Annotated in this window: 14 protein-coding genes; 12 read left to right on the forward strand and 2 right to left on the reverse strand. The window is 60.9% G+C overall.

Going from position 1 to position 15,581, the window contains the following annotated elements:
* Window positions 1-150 precede the first annotated feature (150 nt).
* The 12 genes from ACJJVH_RS32755 to ACJJVH_RS32810 all read left to right on the forward strand — a co-directional run bounded on the left by ACJJVH_RS32755 (window position 151) and on the right by ACJJVH_RS32810 (window position 13,546).
* The gene (locus ACJJVH_RS32755) at window positions 151-1,167 is read left to right on the forward strand and encodes an ABC transporter substrate-binding protein (RefSeq protein WP_412066527.1); all 1,017 of its coding nucleotides are present in this window, start codon (window positions 151-153) and stop codon (window positions 1,165-1,167) included.
* Between the two features lie 170 nt (window positions 1,168-1,337).
* Window positions 1,338-2,162, forward strand: a complete 825-nt coding sequence (locus tag ACJJVH_RS32760) for an ABC transporter ATP-binding protein (protein ID WP_112794749.1) — start codon at window positions 1,338-1,340, stop codon at window positions 2,160-2,162.
* Window positions 2,162-3,022: an ABC transporter permease gene (locus ACJJVH_RS32765; RefSeq protein ID WP_412066528.1), complete on the forward strand. Its 861-nt coding sequence runs from the start codon at window positions 2,162-2,164 to the stop codon at window positions 3,020-3,022. Before ACJJVH_RS32760 ends, ACJJVH_RS32765 begins: the two co-directional genes overlap by 1 nt.
* Window positions 3,022-4,335, forward strand: coding sequence for a cytosine deaminase (locus tag ACJJVH_RS32770; RefSeq protein ID WP_113423478.1), 1,314 nt, complete (start codon window positions 3,022-3,024; stop codon window positions 4,333-4,335). Before ACJJVH_RS32765 ends, ACJJVH_RS32770 begins: the two co-directional genes overlap by 1 nt.
* 1 nt (window position 4,336) lies before the next feature.
* Window positions 4,337-5,746, forward strand: coding sequence for an FAD-binding oxidoreductase (locus tag ACJJVH_RS32775; protein ID WP_113423479.1), 1,410 nt, complete (start codon window positions 4,337-4,339; stop codon window positions 5,744-5,746).
* Entirely contained in the window at window positions 5,743-6,324 is a 582-nt protein-coding gene (locus tag ACJJVH_RS32780) for an NAD(P)H-dependent oxidoreductase (protein ID WP_112794746.1), read from the forward strand. Before ACJJVH_RS32775 ends, ACJJVH_RS32780 begins: the two co-directional genes overlap by 4 nt.
* Window positions 6,325-6,762: 438 nt before the next feature.
* On the forward strand, window positions 6,763-7,608 hold the full coding sequence (locus ACJJVH_RS32785) for a substrate-binding domain-containing protein (RefSeq protein ID WP_412066965.1): 846 nt from the start codon (window positions 6,763-6,765) through the stop codon (window positions 7,606-7,608).
* A 102-nt stretch (window positions 7,609-7,710) separates the two neighbouring features.
* Window positions 7,711-9,228 (forward strand): sugar ABC transporter ATP-binding protein, encoded by a 1,518-nt coding sequence (locus ACJJVH_RS32790; RefSeq protein WP_112794744.1) that lies wholly within the window; start codon window positions 7,711-7,713, stop codon window positions 9,226-9,228.
* Window positions 9,225-10,187, forward strand: coding sequence for an ABC transporter permease (locus ACJJVH_RS32795; protein WP_112794743.1), 963 nt, complete (start codon window positions 9,225-9,227; stop codon window positions 10,185-10,187). Before ACJJVH_RS32790 ends, ACJJVH_RS32795 begins: the two co-directional genes overlap by 4 nt.
* Before the next feature lie 19 nt (window positions 10,188-10,206).
* Window positions 10,207-11,151 carry a sugar kinase gene (locus ACJJVH_RS32800; RefSeq protein ID WP_112794742.1) on the forward strand — a complete coding sequence of 315 codons (945 nt, stop codon included), beginning with the start codon at window positions 10,207-10,209 and terminating at the stop codon, window positions 11,149-11,151.
* A 1-nt stretch (window position 11,152) separates the two neighbouring features.
* The gene (locus ACJJVH_RS32805) at window positions 11,153-12,430 is read left to right on the forward strand and encodes a D-tagatose-bisphosphate aldolase, class II, non-catalytic subunit (RefSeq protein ID WP_412066529.1); all 1,278 of its coding nucleotides are present in this window, start codon (window positions 11,153-11,155) and stop codon (window positions 12,428-12,430) included.
* Between the two features lie 102 nt (window positions 12,431-12,532).
* Window positions 12,533-13,546 (forward strand): LacI family DNA-binding transcriptional regulator, encoded by a 1,014-nt coding sequence (locus ACJJVH_RS32810; protein WP_112794939.1) that lies wholly within the window; start codon window positions 12,533-12,535, stop codon window positions 13,544-13,546.
* A 132-nt stretch (window positions 13,547-13,678) separates the two neighbouring features.
* On the opposite strand, the gene ACJJVH_RS32815 is transcribed toward ACJJVH_RS32810, so the two are convergent.
* Together ACJJVH_RS32815 and ACJJVH_RS32820 are read right to left on the reverse strand one after the other, a co-directional pair.
* Window positions 13,679-14,224, reverse strand: coding sequence for an invasion associated locus B family protein (locus ACJJVH_RS32815; RefSeq protein ID WP_162760967.1), 546 nt, complete (start codon window positions 14,222-14,224; stop codon window positions 13,679-13,681).
* 551 nt (window positions 14,225-14,775) lie between these two features.
* On the reverse strand, window positions 14,776-15,474 hold the full coding sequence (locus ACJJVH_RS32820) for a GntR family transcriptional regulator (protein WP_112794739.1): 699 nt from the start codon (window positions 15,472-15,474) through the stop codon (window positions 14,776-14,778).
* Between the last annotated feature and the right edge of the window lie 107 nt (window positions 15,475-15,581).

Consider the following 15,581-nt stretch of genomic DNA (forward strand, 5'->3'; position numbering starts at 1 on the left):
GCACAATTTAGGCACAGAGCCGGGACAGATGCCGAAAAGGCATCAATGTGCACGAATTTTGATGCTTTTCAAAGCGCAACGCAATCGCTCAAATACAGGAAATGGGCTTCGACAACGACGTCCCATGGCAGATAAGGGGAACAGTCAGCCATGTATAATGCATTGAAGACGAAAGCATTTCTCGCCGCCATGGGCTTGGCGGCCGCGATCGCGGCGGCCGAGCCGGCAAATGCGCTCGACAAAGTCACCTACGGCACGAACTGGCTCGCACAGGCCGAGCACGGCGGTTTCTACCAGGCCGTTGCCGATGGAACCTACAAAAAATACGGCCTTGACGTCACCATCGTCCAGGGCGGCCCCAACGCCGCCAACCAGGCGCTTCTGGTCTCCGGCAAGCTGGATTTCTACATGGGAAGCCCGCAGCAGGAAATCGATGCGGTCAAGCAGGGCATCCCGATCGTCGATATCGCCGCCATCTTCCAGAAGGATCCGCAGGTGCTGATCGCCCATCCGGATGCCGGCGTGGAAAAATTCGAGGATCTCGCCAAGCTGCCGACGCTGTTCCTGAGCAAGGACGGCTACGTCACCTATTTCGAATGGATGAAGGCCAATTTTCCGGGCTTCAAGGATGAGCAGTACAAGCCCTACAATTTCAGCCCGGCGCCTTTCATGGCCGACAAACAATCCGCGCAGCAGGGCTATGTCACCTCTGAACCCTACGAGATCGAGAAGCAGGCCGGCTGGAAGCCGAAAGTCTTCCTGATCGCCGACGCCGGCTACTCGCCCTACTCGACGATGATCACCACGCAGAAGGCGCTGGTCGACAAGAACCCCGATCTCGTTCAGCGCTTCGTCAACGCCTCGATCGAAGGCTGGTACAACTATCTCTACGGCGACAACAAGGCGGCCAACGAGCTGATCAAGAAGGACAATCCCGATATAACGGATGGCCAGATCGCCTTTTCCATCGCCCAGATGAAAGAACACGGCATCCTGGAATCCGGCGATGCCCTCGACAAGGGCATCGGCTGCATCACCGACGCGCACTACAAGAAGTTCTTCGACGAGATGGTGCAGATCAAGCTCTTCGATGCCGATGTCGACTACAAGAAAGCCTTCGACACGCAGTTCGTCTGCAAGGGTGTTGGAATGTCCCTGAAGAAGTAACATTCGGGCAAGGCCGCCGGGCGACGAAACAGCAACTGCCGCCACAGGTTATGGCGATAGTCATCGGCGGCCGCAAACGCGATCATCCCCTTCCCCGCCTGCGGGGTGAGGGCCAGGAGAGGGCAACTTTCGCTCCGAACCCAGTAGCCGACATCGATAGAGAGCCAGACATGACACTGCCCAATGCGACCACTGACCCCTCCGCAGAAATGCGCAAGCGGCCGCTTGTCGTCATGGAGCAGGTCTCCAAGGTCTTTTCCAACGGCACGCTGGCGCTGTCCGGCATGTCGATCAACGTGGAGAGCGGCGAGTTCATCAGCCTGCTCGGCCCTTCCGGCTGCGGCAAATCGACGGCCTTGCGCATCATCGCCGGCCTCGGCGGCGCTTCGAGCGGCAGGATCGATTGGCCGAGTTCGCGCATCAGCGCCAAGGGCTTGCCGGAAGGCGATATCAGCTTCGTCTTCCAGGAGCCGACCCTGCTTCCCTGGAAGACGGTTTTCGGCAATGTCCACCTGCCCTTGAAGCTGATGGGTATTTCGAAGACCGCGGCCCGTGAACAGATCATGGAAACACTGGCGACAGTCGGCCTCCAGGACTTTGCCGATGCCTATCCACGGGAGCTGTCCGGCGGCATGAAGATGCGCGTCTCGATTGCCCGCGCGCTGGTGACGAAGCCGAAGCTGCTGCTGATGGACGAACCTTTTGCCGCGCTCGACGAAATCACCCGGCAGAAGCTGAACGACGACGTCCTGCGCCTCTGGCAGACGACAGGCATCACCGTCATCTTCGTTACGCATTCCGTCTATGAGTCCGCCTATCTCTCCAACCGCATCGTCGTCATGAAGGCGCGGCCCGGACGCGTCCACAGCGACTTCCCGTTGGAAACCAGCGGCGAGCGCGATCCGCTTTATCGCTCATCGGAAGAGTATCGGCAGGTTTGCGAAAAAGTTTCCCTTTCCCTGATCGAGGCCATTGGCCGACAGGAGGCCCATTGATGAGCGACAGCACCAGCCTGCCCGTCGATCTTTCGGTTGAAGCCGCCGGTGTCGCTCCCGCCGGCGGAAGGCGCAATATCGAGCGCCTGCTCGGCGTCTTCGTGCCGATCCTGACCGTCGTCGTGCTTCTTGTCCTCTGGCAGCTTTTGGTCGTCATCACCGGCGTTCCGCAATATATCCTGCCGAGCCCGATCGCCGTCGCCAAAGCGCTCGTTTCCGACTGGGGCATTCTTTGGCCAGCTCTGTGGGTGACGACGGAGATCACCTTCATCTCGCTGGTGCTTGCGCTGATCGGCGGTGTCGGCTTTGCCATCTTCCTGGTGCAGTCCCGCTGGATCGAGCTGGCCTTCTATCCGCTGGCCGTCATCCTGCAAGTAACTCCGATCGTGGCGATCGCGCCGTTGATCCTGATCTATGCGCCCACGCGTGAGGGGGCATTGCTGATCTGCGGCTTCCTCGTCGCCTTCTTCCCCATCCTTTCCAACATGGTGCAGGGCCTGAAAAGCGTCGATCACAATCTTCTCAATCTCTTCGATCTCTATGGCGCCTCGCGCTGGCAGGCATTGCTGCATCTGAAGCTGCCTGCCGCCCAGCCCTATTTCATGACCGGGCTGAGGATCGGCGGCGGTCTGTCCCTGATCGCATCGGTCGTCGCCGAATTCGCCGCCGGCTCCGGCGGCCCCAATTCCGGCCTCGCCTTCCGCCTGCTGGAAGCGCAATACCGCCAGAACATGCCGCGGCTCTTTGCAGCGCTCCTGCTCCTGTCGGCGCTCGGCGTCGCCATCTTCGCCTTCACCTCCTTCATCTCATGGCTGAGCCTGCATCGCTGGCATGAGAGCAGCCTCAAGCGGGAGAACTGATGTCCCACGCCTTCATGTCGCCGCCGAATGCCGCCCGCTTCGTGCTGAGCAATGCCACGGTGCCCGCCGTGACGCTGACCGGCTTTGGGGCACCCACCGCCGAAGGTCTCGTCAAAGCCGATATCGTCGTCGCCGACGGCCTCGTCAGCGATATCCTCGCGCCCGGCGCCGCACCGGCCGAATATGCCAAGGTCGATATGAAGGACGGCATGGTCTGGCCGACCTTCGCCGATATGCATACCCATCTGGACAAGGGCCACATATGGGAGCGCCGCGCCAATCCGGACGGCAGCTTCATGGGCGCCCTCGATGCCGTGCGCGCGGATCGCGAGGCCAACTGGTCGGCCGACGACGTGCACAGGCGCATGGAATTCTCTCTGCGCTCGGCCTATGCCCATGGCACCGGCCTGATCCGCACTCATCTCGATTCGCTGGCGCCGCAGCACCGCATTTCCTTCGAGGTCTTCAGCTCGGTTCGCGATGCCTGGAAGGACAGGATCGCGCTGCAGGCCGTCGCCCTCTTTCCACTCGAAAACATGGCGGATGAAGCCTTTTTCGCCGATTTGCTGACGGTCGTTCGCGACGCCGGCGGCTTGATGGGCGGCGTTACCCAGATGAGCCCGGAGCTGGATGCGCAGCTAGACAAGCTGATCCGCGCCGCCGCCGACAACGGCCTCGATATCGATCTGCACGTCGACGAGACCGAAGACAGAGAAGTCCTGACGCTGAAGGCAATCGCCGAAGCCGTGCTGCGCAACGGCTATACCGGCAAGGTGACGGCCGGCCATTGCTGCTCGCTTGCCCGGCAGGATGAGGATGTCGCGCGCGCGACCATCGATCTGGTCGCCAGGGCCGGGATTTCCATCGTCTCGCTGCCGATGTGCAATATGTATCTGCAGGACCGCCATCCCGGGCGCACGCCGCGCTGGCGCGGCGTCACCCTCCTGCACGAGCTTGCCGCGGCCGGTGTTCCCACCGCCGTCGCCTCCGACAATACCCGCGACCCCTTCTATGCCTATGGCGATCTCGATCCGGTCGAGGTGTTCCGCGAAGCTGTGCGCATCCTGCATCTCGACCATCCGCTGGATACGGCGGCAAGGGTCGTCACCACCTCGCCATCGGCCATTCTCGGCCGCCCGGACATCGGGCGCATAGCGGTCGGCAGCCCGGCCGATCTCGTGCTTTTCAGCGCCCGGCGCTGGAGCGAATTCCTTTCCCGTCCGCAGTCCGACCGCGTCGTCCTTCGCAAGGGCAAGGTGATCGACCGCAACCTGCCGGACTATCGTGAACTCGACAGCGTCATTGGAGCCTGACATGCCGGATTACCAGCGCATCAAGAAAGAACTCGAAGGTATCGCCGTCGAAGACAATCCGGCGCTCGTGCGCCAGAAGAGCCGGGACTTCTACTGGTATTCGCCGATCCTGAAAGCCCAGCTCGAAAACGTGACGGGCGATCTCGTCGTCACGCCGAAGACAGAGGAAGAGGTGATCCGTACGCTGAAGGTCGCCTATGCGCATGACGTTCCCGTCACGCCGCGCGGCACCGGCACCGGCAATTACGGCCAGGCCATGCCGCTCTCCGGCGGTATCGTGCTCAATCTCGCCGCCATGAACAAGGTCAAGGAGATCCACCCCGGCCGTGTCATCTGCGAGCCCGGCATCGTCATCGCCGAGCTCGACCGCCAGACCAAGGCCCATTCCGGCCAGGAACTGCGCTTTCATCCCTCGACCGCGCAGACGGCGACGATCGGCGGCTTCATCGCCGGCGGCTCCGGCGGCGTCGGTTCCATCACCTGGGGCGGCCTGCGCGATCTCGGCAACATCCTGCGCCTGCGCGTCGTGACGATGGAAGCCGAGCCCCGCATCCTCGATCTCACCGGCTGGGATCTGACCAAGGTCAGCCATGCCTACGGCACCAACGGCATCATCACCGAAATCGAAATGCCGCTGGCGCCGGCCTATGAGTGGGTGGACGTGCTTGTCGGCTATGACGATTTCATGGATGCCGTGCGGTTTTCCGACGCGCTCGCCAAGTGCAACGGCATTCTGGTCAAGGAAATCGCCCCGATCGCGGCCCCTATTCCGTATGAATATTTTGCTCGCCACAAGCCCTATATCCGCCCGGGGCAATCGATCGTGGCGCTGATGATCGCCCCGCACGCGATGGATCCCTTCATCGCCTTTACGCGGCAGCAGAAAGGCGAGATCACCTTCCGCTCTGACAAGGTGGAAAGCATGAAGGGCATCCCGCATGCCTATGAGCTCGCCTGGAACCATACGACGCTGCGCGCCCTCAAGGTCGATCCGTCGATCACCTACCTGCAAGTGCAGTATCCGGGGCCGGACCATGTCGCCAAGGTGCAGAAGATGGTGGAGATCTTCGGCGACGAAGTGCCCGGCCATCTCGAATTCATCAGGTTCGACGGGGAGATCCAGTGCGCCGGCCTGCCGCTCGTGCGTTATACGTCCGAGGCGCGGCTTGAGGAAATCATCAAGATCCATCAGGATCACGGCTGCCCGATCTTCAATCCGCATCGCTACACGCTGGAGGAAGGCGGCATGAAGCAGACGGATGCCGTGCAACTCGCCTTCAAGAAGGAAACCGATCCGAAGGGCCTGCTCAATCCCGGCAAGATGATCGCCTGGGACGATCCGAATTTCGATTTCAAATCCGGCAAGAACTACCTCTTCCCGGGCCTTGCGGCGCTGATGGAGGCGTCATGAAGGTTCTCGTCCTTCATTCCCACCCGGTCGAGGAAAGCTACGGAGCCGCACTGCACCGCCAAACCATCGCGAGCCTGAAGCGTGCCGGTCACGAGGTCGACGATTGCAACCTCTATGCCGAAGGCTTCGATCCCGTGCTGTCGCGACACGACCGCGTCATCTATCACGACTATCCCGACAATACCGAGGCGGTAAAATCCCATGTCGAACGACTGGAGCGCACCGAGGCGCTGGTGATCGTCACCCCGGTCTGGAATTTTGGCTTTCCAGCTATCCTCAAGGGCTATTTCGACCGGGTCTGGCTCCCCGGCGTCTCTTTCGAGCTTGTCGACGGCAAGGTCCGCTCCAAGCTGCAGCACATCCGCAAGCTCGGCGCAGTGCTGACCTACGGCGCCGACCCCTTCCGCGCCTTTGTCGCCGGCAATCCGCCGAAGAAGATCGTCAAGCGCGTGTTGCGGGCACAGATCAAGCCCTTCGCCCCGGTCGTCTTCCTCGCCCACTACGACATGAACCGCTCGACCGATGCCTCCCGCGGCCAGTTTCTGCTGAAGGTCGGCCGGCGGATGGAGCGCTTTTAGGGCGATTCCGGAAGTCCCGTGTTTACGGCGGCGTCACCCGGCCGGACCGTACACAATGCGTGCCGCCCTTTTCATCCCGGGACTGAAATTGCCGTTTCTTGTTTCGAGGCAATGACGGATCGCCTCCGCCCGGAAAGCAGGCCGCCTGCCACTCACTCAATCCCTTTGACTTCCATAGCCGGGTTCGGCGCGCAAACGCGTCGCCGGACGCTCTGCCGCCGTCAATTTTCCGCAAATTTCTTAGCACAAGATGAATTAAAATAATTCGCGCGGATAAATAAAACTTGACGCGCGTTAAGAAATGACTTTATGAAGCATCCCGTCCGCTGGTGGGAGGCCGTGCCAGGACGGACGTCCGCTTTCGAGGTCTCATCATAGGGAGGAGCTCCTTTGACTCTATCTTCTTTCACCAAGTCCCTGCTTGTTTCCGCCAGCGTCATGTTGGCAGCCGTCACGGCCCACGCCGAAGACATCGGCGTTTCGTTGCTCACCCAGCAGCACCCCTTCTACAACGCGCTTGCCAAGGCCATCACGGATGAAGCCGCTGCCAAGAACGTTCAGGTCGAAATGTCGATCGCCAACCAGGACCTGAACAAGCAGCTGGCCGATATCGAAGACTTCATCGTCAAGGGCGTCGATGTGATCATCATGTCGCCCGTCGACAGCAAGGGCGCGTTGGCGGCCGTTGCGCGCGCCCAGGCAGCCGGCATCAAGGTCATCACCGTCGACGTTCCGGTCGAAGGCGCCAAGGTTGCGTCCTACATCGGCACGGATAATTACGCCGGCGGCGTCAAGGCTGGCGAACTGATGGCGCAGCAGCTCGGCGGCAAGGGCAATGTCGCCATCATCGACTATCCGCTGGTGCAGTCCGTGGTCAACCGCGTGAACGGCTTCAAGGATGCGATCGCAAAGCATCCCGACATCAAGATCGTCTCGATCCAGACCGGCATCACGCGCGCCGAGGCTCTGGCCGTGGCGCAGAACATGCTGCAGGCCAATCCCGATATCAAGGGCATTTTCGGCTTCGGTGACGATGCCGCGCTTGCTGCGTCCGTCGCCGTGAAATCCGCCGGGCTCGGCGGCAAGGTGAAGGTGATCGGCTTTGACGGCATGCCGGAAGCGATCAAGGCGGTCGACACGGACCCCGACATGGTCGGCGTCATCCAGCAGTTCCCTGACCAGATGGGCAAGCTTGCCGTCGACACGGCCATCAAGGTCAAGGCTGGCGAAAGCGTTCCGGAAAGCCAGCCCATCGTGCCCGGCGTGTACGTGAAGAAGAACTAATCCTATCTGCTCCCAAGACGGCTTTTCTACAGAAAAGACCGCACCTCCCGGCGGCTTGCGTTTTATCGCGGGCCGCCGGAGCCAGGCAAGAAAAGGTGAGGCATGGCATCCTCGAATGGCAGTCCAATCCTGGAGATCAAGGACGTAACGAAAGTCTTTGGCTCCGTCTCCGCACTGAAGGGCATGCAGCTGCGCGTCATGCCGGGTCGCGTGCACACGATCCTCGGAGAGAACGGCGCGGGCAAATCGACCCTGATGAAAATCCTTGCCGGTGTCTATCAGCCGACATCGGGCAGCATCCGCCTTGCCGGCGAGCCCTATGCCCCGGCGGGGCCGCAGGACGCGACGAAGGCCGGCCTGACGATCGTCTTTCAGGAACTCAGCCTGTGCAACAACCTGACCGTCGCGGAGAACATCCTTGCGACACGGGAACCATCCCGTTGCGGCTTCATCAACGACAAGGCGCTCATTCGCGAGGCGGCCGAACTGGTCGCCGAACTCAAACTACCCGTTTCCGTCACCGACAAGGTGGGCGATCTGTCGATCGCGCAGCGGCAGCTGGTCGAGATCGCCAAGGGTCTCAGCATCAAGGCCAAGGTCGTCATTCTCGATGAGCCGACATCCTCGCTCAGCGACAACGAGGCGGAAATTCTCTTCGACATCATCGCACGCCTGAAGGCCCAGGATGTCGCGATCATCTACGTGTCGCATCGCATGGAAGAGATCATGCGGTTGAGCGACGATATTACGGTCGTGCGCGATGGCAGCTATATCACGACGCGCGACAGGACCGAGACGACGATCGAGGAATTGATCGCCCTGATGGTCGGCCGCGACATGAACGAGATCTATCCGCCGCGCGATGTACCTGCACCATCCGCGGATCAAAAGGCGGCTCTGTCCGTCCAGGGATTGTCCCGCCCGGGCGAGTTCGAGAATGTCAGCTTCGACGTTCGAAGCGGAGAAATCCTGGGTTTCTTCGGCCTGATCGGCTCCGGGCGATCGGAGGTGATGAACACCCTGTTCGGCATGAGGCAATCGTCAGCGGGCACCGTCTCGATCGACGGCAAGGAAATTGCCATCCGCTCGCCCGTCGAAGCCATCGACAAGCGCATCGGGTTCGTCACCGAAAACCGCAAGGAAGAAGGTCTCGTCCTTGCCCATAGCGTCGAAACGAACATTTCGATGGTGGCGCTGAAAGACTTCGCCGATCGCTTCGGCTTCCTCAAGCGCCGACGCGAACGGCAGGCCGCCACGGAAGAAGTCGGTCGCCTCGCCATCAAGACGGCATCGCTGGAAACCGTGGCCGGCTCGCTATCGGGCGGCAACCAGCAGAAGATCGTTCTGGCGAAGTGGTTGCTGACGAAGCCGCGAATTCTCATCCTCGATGAGCCGACGCGGGGCGTGGACGTCGGGGCCAAGTTCGAAATCTACAAAATCATCCGCCAGCTGGCGGCAGAAGGCACGGCAATCCTGCTGGTGTCCTCCGAACTGCCTGAGGTCATCGGCATGAGCGACCGTGTCGTCGTCATGAGCGAAGGCCGCATGACGGCGATCGCGACGCCGGACCAGATGACGCCCGAGAAAATAATGAGCTTTGCGACGGGATTTCTATCATGAGCAACAACAGCGCAGCCAATGCTGCCTATAGCCGGGTCCTCAAGCAGTACGGCGGCATCTTCTTGTCGCTCGTTGCCCTTTGCGTGATCTTTTCCCTCACCAACGGGCGCTTCATGTCGGTCGCCAACTTCCTGAACATTCTTCAGCAGGTGGCCGTCATCGCCATTGCCGCATTCGGCATGACCTGGGTCATCCTGCTCGGCGAGATCGATCTTTCGATCGGCTCCATCATCGCGGTTGCCGGCATGGTCGGGGCGCAGTGCATTCTTTTCGGCCTCGGCTTCGTGCCCGCCATCGTCATAACCCTCCTTGCCGGCGCGGTGCTCGGCCTGCTGAACGGCGTGCTGACGGCAAAGCTCATGCTGCCATCCTTCATCGTCACGGTCGCGACCATGGGGATTTATCGCGGCCTCGTCAGCCTTCCGACCAATGGCGCCCCGGCGATGATCATGGACCCGAGCTGGACGGCGATCGGCACCCAGAGCTTCATCGGCATTCCGATCGTCATCTGGTTCGTGGCCGTCCTGTTCGTCTTCAATCACATCCTGCTCAGCAAGACCACGTTCGGACGCCGGGCCTATCTGACGGGCGGCAACAAGGAAGCCGCGCTCTATTCGGGCATCAAGGTCGACAGGCTGAAGATCACCATCTTCATGATCTCCGGCATCATGTCGGCCATCAGCGGCATCCTTCTCTCCTCCCGGCTCTTTTCAGCGCAGACCAATGCGGGAATGAGCTACGAACTCGATGCTATCGCGGCGGCTGTCCTTGGTGGTACAAGCCTTTCGGGAGGTGTTGGCACCATGGTCGGCACGTTGATCGGGGCGCTCATCATCGGTGTCCTCAACAACGGCATGAACATGCTGTCCGTTCCCTATTTCTACCAACTCATCGTCAAGGGCGTCGTTATCCTGGTAGCCGTCTATCTGGATGTGCGCGCGAAACGAGCCAAGCAGTAAATCAGGGCACCATTGCACCATGTCCAAAGTCCTTACCATCGGCGAAATCCTGGTCGAAATCGTTGCCACCGATCGCGGAAACGGCTTCCGCGAGCCGGTGCCGCTCATCGGTCCCTTCCCGTCCGGCGCGCCCGCCATCTTCATCGATCAGGTCGGCAAGCTCGGTCAGCCGTGCGCCATCATCTCGCGCGTCGGCGACGATGATTTCGGCTGGGTGAACACCAATCGGCTGCAAGAGGACGGCGTCGATATTTCCGGCATCGAAGTCGTTCCTCAGGGCACGACCGGCAGCGCCTTCGTGCGCTATCGCGAAGACGGCAGCCGTGCCTTCGTCTTCAACATTCGCCACAGCGCCTGCGGCACGATCACGCTATCGGAGAAGACGCTGGCGCTCGTCGACGGTTGCAGCCATATGCACGTCATGGGCACCGCGCTCTATTCTCCAAGCGTGGTCGAGAGCGTGCTGACGGCAGTCGAGCGGATCAAGGCGAACGGCGGAACCGTCTCCTTCGACCCTAACCTGCGCGCCGAAATTCTCGATACGCCCGGCATGCGGGAAGCGCTGCGGACGGTGCTGTCGAAAACGGACCTGTTCCTGCCGAGCGGGGAAGAACTCTTCCTGTTTACGACGGCCCAGACCGAGACGGAGGCCGTCGCCGACCTGCTGGCTCGCGGCATCAAAGCCATCGTCATCAAGCGCGGCGCCGCAGGTGCCACCTATCACGATGCCGGGCTGCATCTGCATCTTCCGGGCTTCGAAGTGGAGGAAGTCGATCCGACGGGTGCCGGCGACTGCTTCGGCGCCACCTTCGTCACCTTCTGGCTGAGAGGGGCAAGCCCGGCCGTTGCCCTGCGCTATGCCAATGCATCGGGCGCGCGGGCGGTCACGAAAGCCGGCCCCATGGAAGGCGCCTCGACGGAAGCCGAGCTTCGTTCCCTTATAGAAACACAAGGAATTGCCTGACATGCAGACGAGCTATCTCTCCGACATCTCGACCTGGCGCGAGCGCGCGAGCATCAAAGGCATTCCCTCGATCTGCTCGGCGCATCCGACCGTTATCGAAGCGGCAATGCTGCACGCCGGGCGCAAAGGTTGCCATCTGCTCGTGGAAGCCACCTGCAACCAGGTAAATCAGGACGGCGGCTACACCGGAATGACGCCCGCCGACTTCAAAAGCTTTGTCGAGACGATAGCCGCAAAGACAGGCTTTCCGCTGGATCGGCTGATCCTTGGCGGCGACCATCTCGGCCCGAATCCCTGGAAGACGCTGCCGGCCGACGACGCGATGGCGAAGGCCTGCGAGATGATCAAGGCCTATGCCGAGGCGGGCTTCACCAAACTGCATCTCGATACGAGCATGGGCTGCGCAGGCGAGCCGGTCGCACTTCCAGATGCCCTGACGGCGGAGCGTGCGGCCCGTCTTGCGGCCGTGGCGGAGAAGGCGCTGCAGGGAAAGCCGGGCGTGAAACCCGTCTATATTGTCGGCACCGAAGTTCCCATTCCGGGCGGCGCGATGGAGGAGCTGGACGTTCTGGAAGTAACGAAGCCGGAGGCAGCCCTTGAAACGATTGCCGTTCACCGCCGGGCCTTCGAAGCGGCGGGAGTGAAAGAGGCGTTTTCCCGCGTCATCGGCGCGGTCGTCCAGCCCGGCGTCGAGTTCGGCAACGAGAACGTGATCGCCTATATCCCGCAGAAGGCAGCGGCCCTGAGTGCGGCGCTTTCGGATTTGCCGGGCCTGGTGTTCGAGGCCCATTCCACCGACTATCAAAGCCGCGAAGCGCTTCGGCAACTGGTGCTGGACGGCTTCGCAATTTTGAAGGTCGGTCCGGGCCTCACCTTTGCGCTTCGGGAAGCCTATTACGGCCTGGACCGGATCGCCGAGTTTCTGTTCCCCGGCAAGCGGCAGGAAACGCTCGTCGCCGTCATCGAACGCGTTTTGACCGCCGATCCCGGCAACTGGGAAAAATACTACCACGGCTCGGAGTCGGAACGGCATATCCAGCGTCATTTCAGCTACAGCGACCGCATCCGCTACTACTGGCCGCATCCTGAAATCGCGGCGGCCGTGACGTCGCTTTTTGCCCTGCTGGAAGGCATCGACATTCCCGAAACGCTGATCAGCCAGTATCTGCGGCCAAGCTATCAATCGGTTCGCCAAGGTAAAATTGCTCCGCGCGCCGAAGCGCTCGCCCTTGACGCGATAGACCTCGTTTTGGAAGATTATTTCGAAGCGTGCCGGTAAGTTTTCGAACAGGCACCGAACAGGGGGCCGTAAGAAGCACCTAAGATCAAGATCGATAACTGCAAGGTGGAACAAGGGTTGTCAGAAAAGCCCATCAAGACCATGGAGGACTTTTCCGAGTTTGTCGGGCTGTCCAGACCAACGGTATCGAAGTACTTCAACGACCCCGCATCCGTACGGAAGAAAACGCGCGACATTATCGAAGCCGCTTTGAAAGATAGCGGCTTCAGGCCCAATATCTTCGCCGTGAACCTCAATCGCCGCCGCAGCAACATTCTCGGCATCATCGTTCCCGACACCACCGACCCGTTCTACATGGCGCTGACGCGCCGCATCGAAGTCATCGCGAACGGCTCCGGCTATCTTGCATTCGTCCTGTCGTCGGACGGCGACGCGGCGCTGGAGGCCCGCGCGATCGAAACCCTGCGCTCGATGAACGTCGCCGGCGCCGTCATCGCAGCGCTCGGCGTCAAGTCGCAGCAGGAAACCCTGCATGCACTGGGGCAATCCATTCCGCTCATCTATGTCGATTCCCCCCTGGATGACAGCTCGCCATTCGTGGGCACGGACAATCGCCAGAGCTTCAAGCTGATGGTGGAATATCTGTGCCGATCCGGCGAGCCTCCCTGCTATCTCGGCATGCCCCTCGTCAACACCAATGCCAGAACGAGAGAGCAAGCCTATGCCGACGCCATGCGGCAATTGAACAAGGAGCCTGTCGTTCTGCCCATTTCCAGCGGCGGCACCTGGGATTTCGAACGCTTCGGCTTCGAGCAGGCAGTGAGGTTTATCGAAAGCGGCGGCTTTCCGACCAACACCATCCTGTGCGCGAACGACCGAATTGCCTTCGGCGCGATTGCGGCGGCCTATCACGCCGGCATAAAAGTTGGCCAAACCGGCCAAGGCGAGCTGCGAATCGCCGGCCATGACGATCATCCGTTGTCGCGTTACGCCTGCCCGCCCATCACGACCGTCGCGCAGGATTACAGGCAGATTGCCCAGGGAGCCATGGACCTTCTGTTCCGCATGATCGATCAGGACGATCAGAACATGACGGCAGCCGGTCCTTCGACTATCCTGTTGAACGGCGAAATCATGCTTCGTGGCTCGGCCTGAACGGGAATGCCTTTCCTGGCCTGAAAGTACCTCAGGCTTCCATCTGTTTGTCCGAGCGCACGCGCTGGTAATTGCCGAGCTGGAGCAATACCGGGAAAGCGCCCGCCACCTTGGCGGCATCCCCGGAACGGTTCAACTTTTCATGGAATTGCCGTAATGAGCGATCCGGCTCGATCGGCGGGCGCGCGTCCCGACGCTCGGATCGGCGATGGAAAATGCCCGCCTCAGAGTGGCGGAAAATCCATTGAGCGGGATGGTGAAGATCACCTCCCGGCCCGTATTATCGGCGGTGGCCCTTACATGCAGGTTGCGGTCCCGCCTCAAGCTGGCGATCACGGCTGCATCGAGATCAAGATCGACGGCGCAACCGAGCGGAAACTCTGCTCTGAACGGCTGCGCCAGTCCGGAGGCAGCCTCGTCTCCTTCCAGCACCACGCCGTTTTCCCGACGCAGGCCGGCCGGGAGGACCAGCGTCCCCCTCAAGCCTCTTTTTTCGGGATACAGTTCGATCGACAGGATAGGTTTGCGCGTCTCTAGACCGAACTGCACATGGGAGATCGTGCAGCGCTGCCGCGGGCGGTCGGCCACCGTCTCGCTCACTATGGAAAGGATCCAATCGCCGTGGCGCTCCCGCCGGACGATGGAGTGAGCGTCACCGGTCGCGGTCTCTCTAATCATTGTACCCCCCAATCCGGCCGGCTCGCCAGTGCGGGCAACGGCCGAAAACATGTCGGACCGACATCGGAATACTATCACCATTCTTCACCAAACCGCTTTCTTTATCGCAGCAAGTCAAACCGATCACGTTCGACCAGGCCCTTGCGCCTCGATGCTAGGCGAACGTGGAACCGGCGTCTCCGGCCATTTTTGAAATCTCACGGCGATTAAATTTACATGCAGTTCGTATGAGCCAGAGGACATCTGCAGCAGCTCCGACATTCCTTGAACACGTAGAGCACCATTATCTCGCCGCGCTGATTTGAAGGCCGTTCATGCCGATTGGGGCAGGAGCGGAAGTCTTGCGCGCGTTGGATCGGGAGGACAGGATTAAGGGAATAAAGCGCTACCGCTCTCAGCGCATATCGCCGGAGGCCGGCGCCTCGTCGTCCATGCCCCATGCATGGAGACAAGCCTCTGCGGACGTCGGCGCCGTGCATTCCTCGCAGCCGGTGGCGGCAGATCGAAAGCGAGCGCCCCGTGGCGGTTTTTATAAGGAAAGACCCGATTGTCTAACCCAGGCCTTCCGCCGAGGCATAGGCGGACAGTACATCCCTGATGTCGTCTTCCTTGGGAAGAACGGCGCGAATGGTTATGGAATCGAGATGATGGGACATGAGAGCGACTGCCTCGGCAGTATCGCCGGCAATCAACCTGTCCAGCAGGTCCCGATGCTCCGACACCGCGCATTCGGACGAATGCGGCCGCCCGTAAAGCGCAAGTATCAGCGAACTGCGGGCAACCAGTTCGTTCACATAGCGGATGAGGCTGGAATTATTCGTCATCTGGGCGAGAAGCGTGTGGAATTCGCCTGCCAGGCGGATCGACGTGGCGTGCTGCGCTCTGGAGGCGTTCTCCGCCTCTATGTGGGCCGAAAGCGCGTCGATCTGATCCGGAGTCAAGTTGCCCGAAAGGGTTTCCACCACCAGCCGCTCCAACGCCATGCGCGTCAGGAACAGATCGCGCCCCTCTTCCAGGCTGGGCCGGGCAACCACCGCTCCCTTGTTGGGCCGCAGTTCGACCAAGCCTTCCTGGCTCAAGCGAACCAGCGCCTCGCGGACGAGCGTCCGGCTGACACCCATTCGCTCGCCGATCGAATCTTCCGGCAATTTCGATCCTGGCGTCAGGGCCTGATCAATGATGGCCCGCTTCAAAGCGCGATGCACAGCCTGGGAGCGGCCACCGCCCGCATCGCTTGCTTTCTTTGCCATTCCCGGTCTCCCACCTCTAGGTTTCTCCTCGAATTGCATACGACTATTGTGTGTGTCCAGCCTTTTTTTGCTCTCCCAAGCCCTGAGAAATTGTCCAGCTCCCGGTC

It is taken from the genome of Rhizobium sp. SYY.PMSO (assembly GCF_046840415.1).
Classification (GTDB): Bacteria; Pseudomonadota; Alphaproteobacteria; order Rhizobiales; family Rhizobiaceae; genus Rhizobium.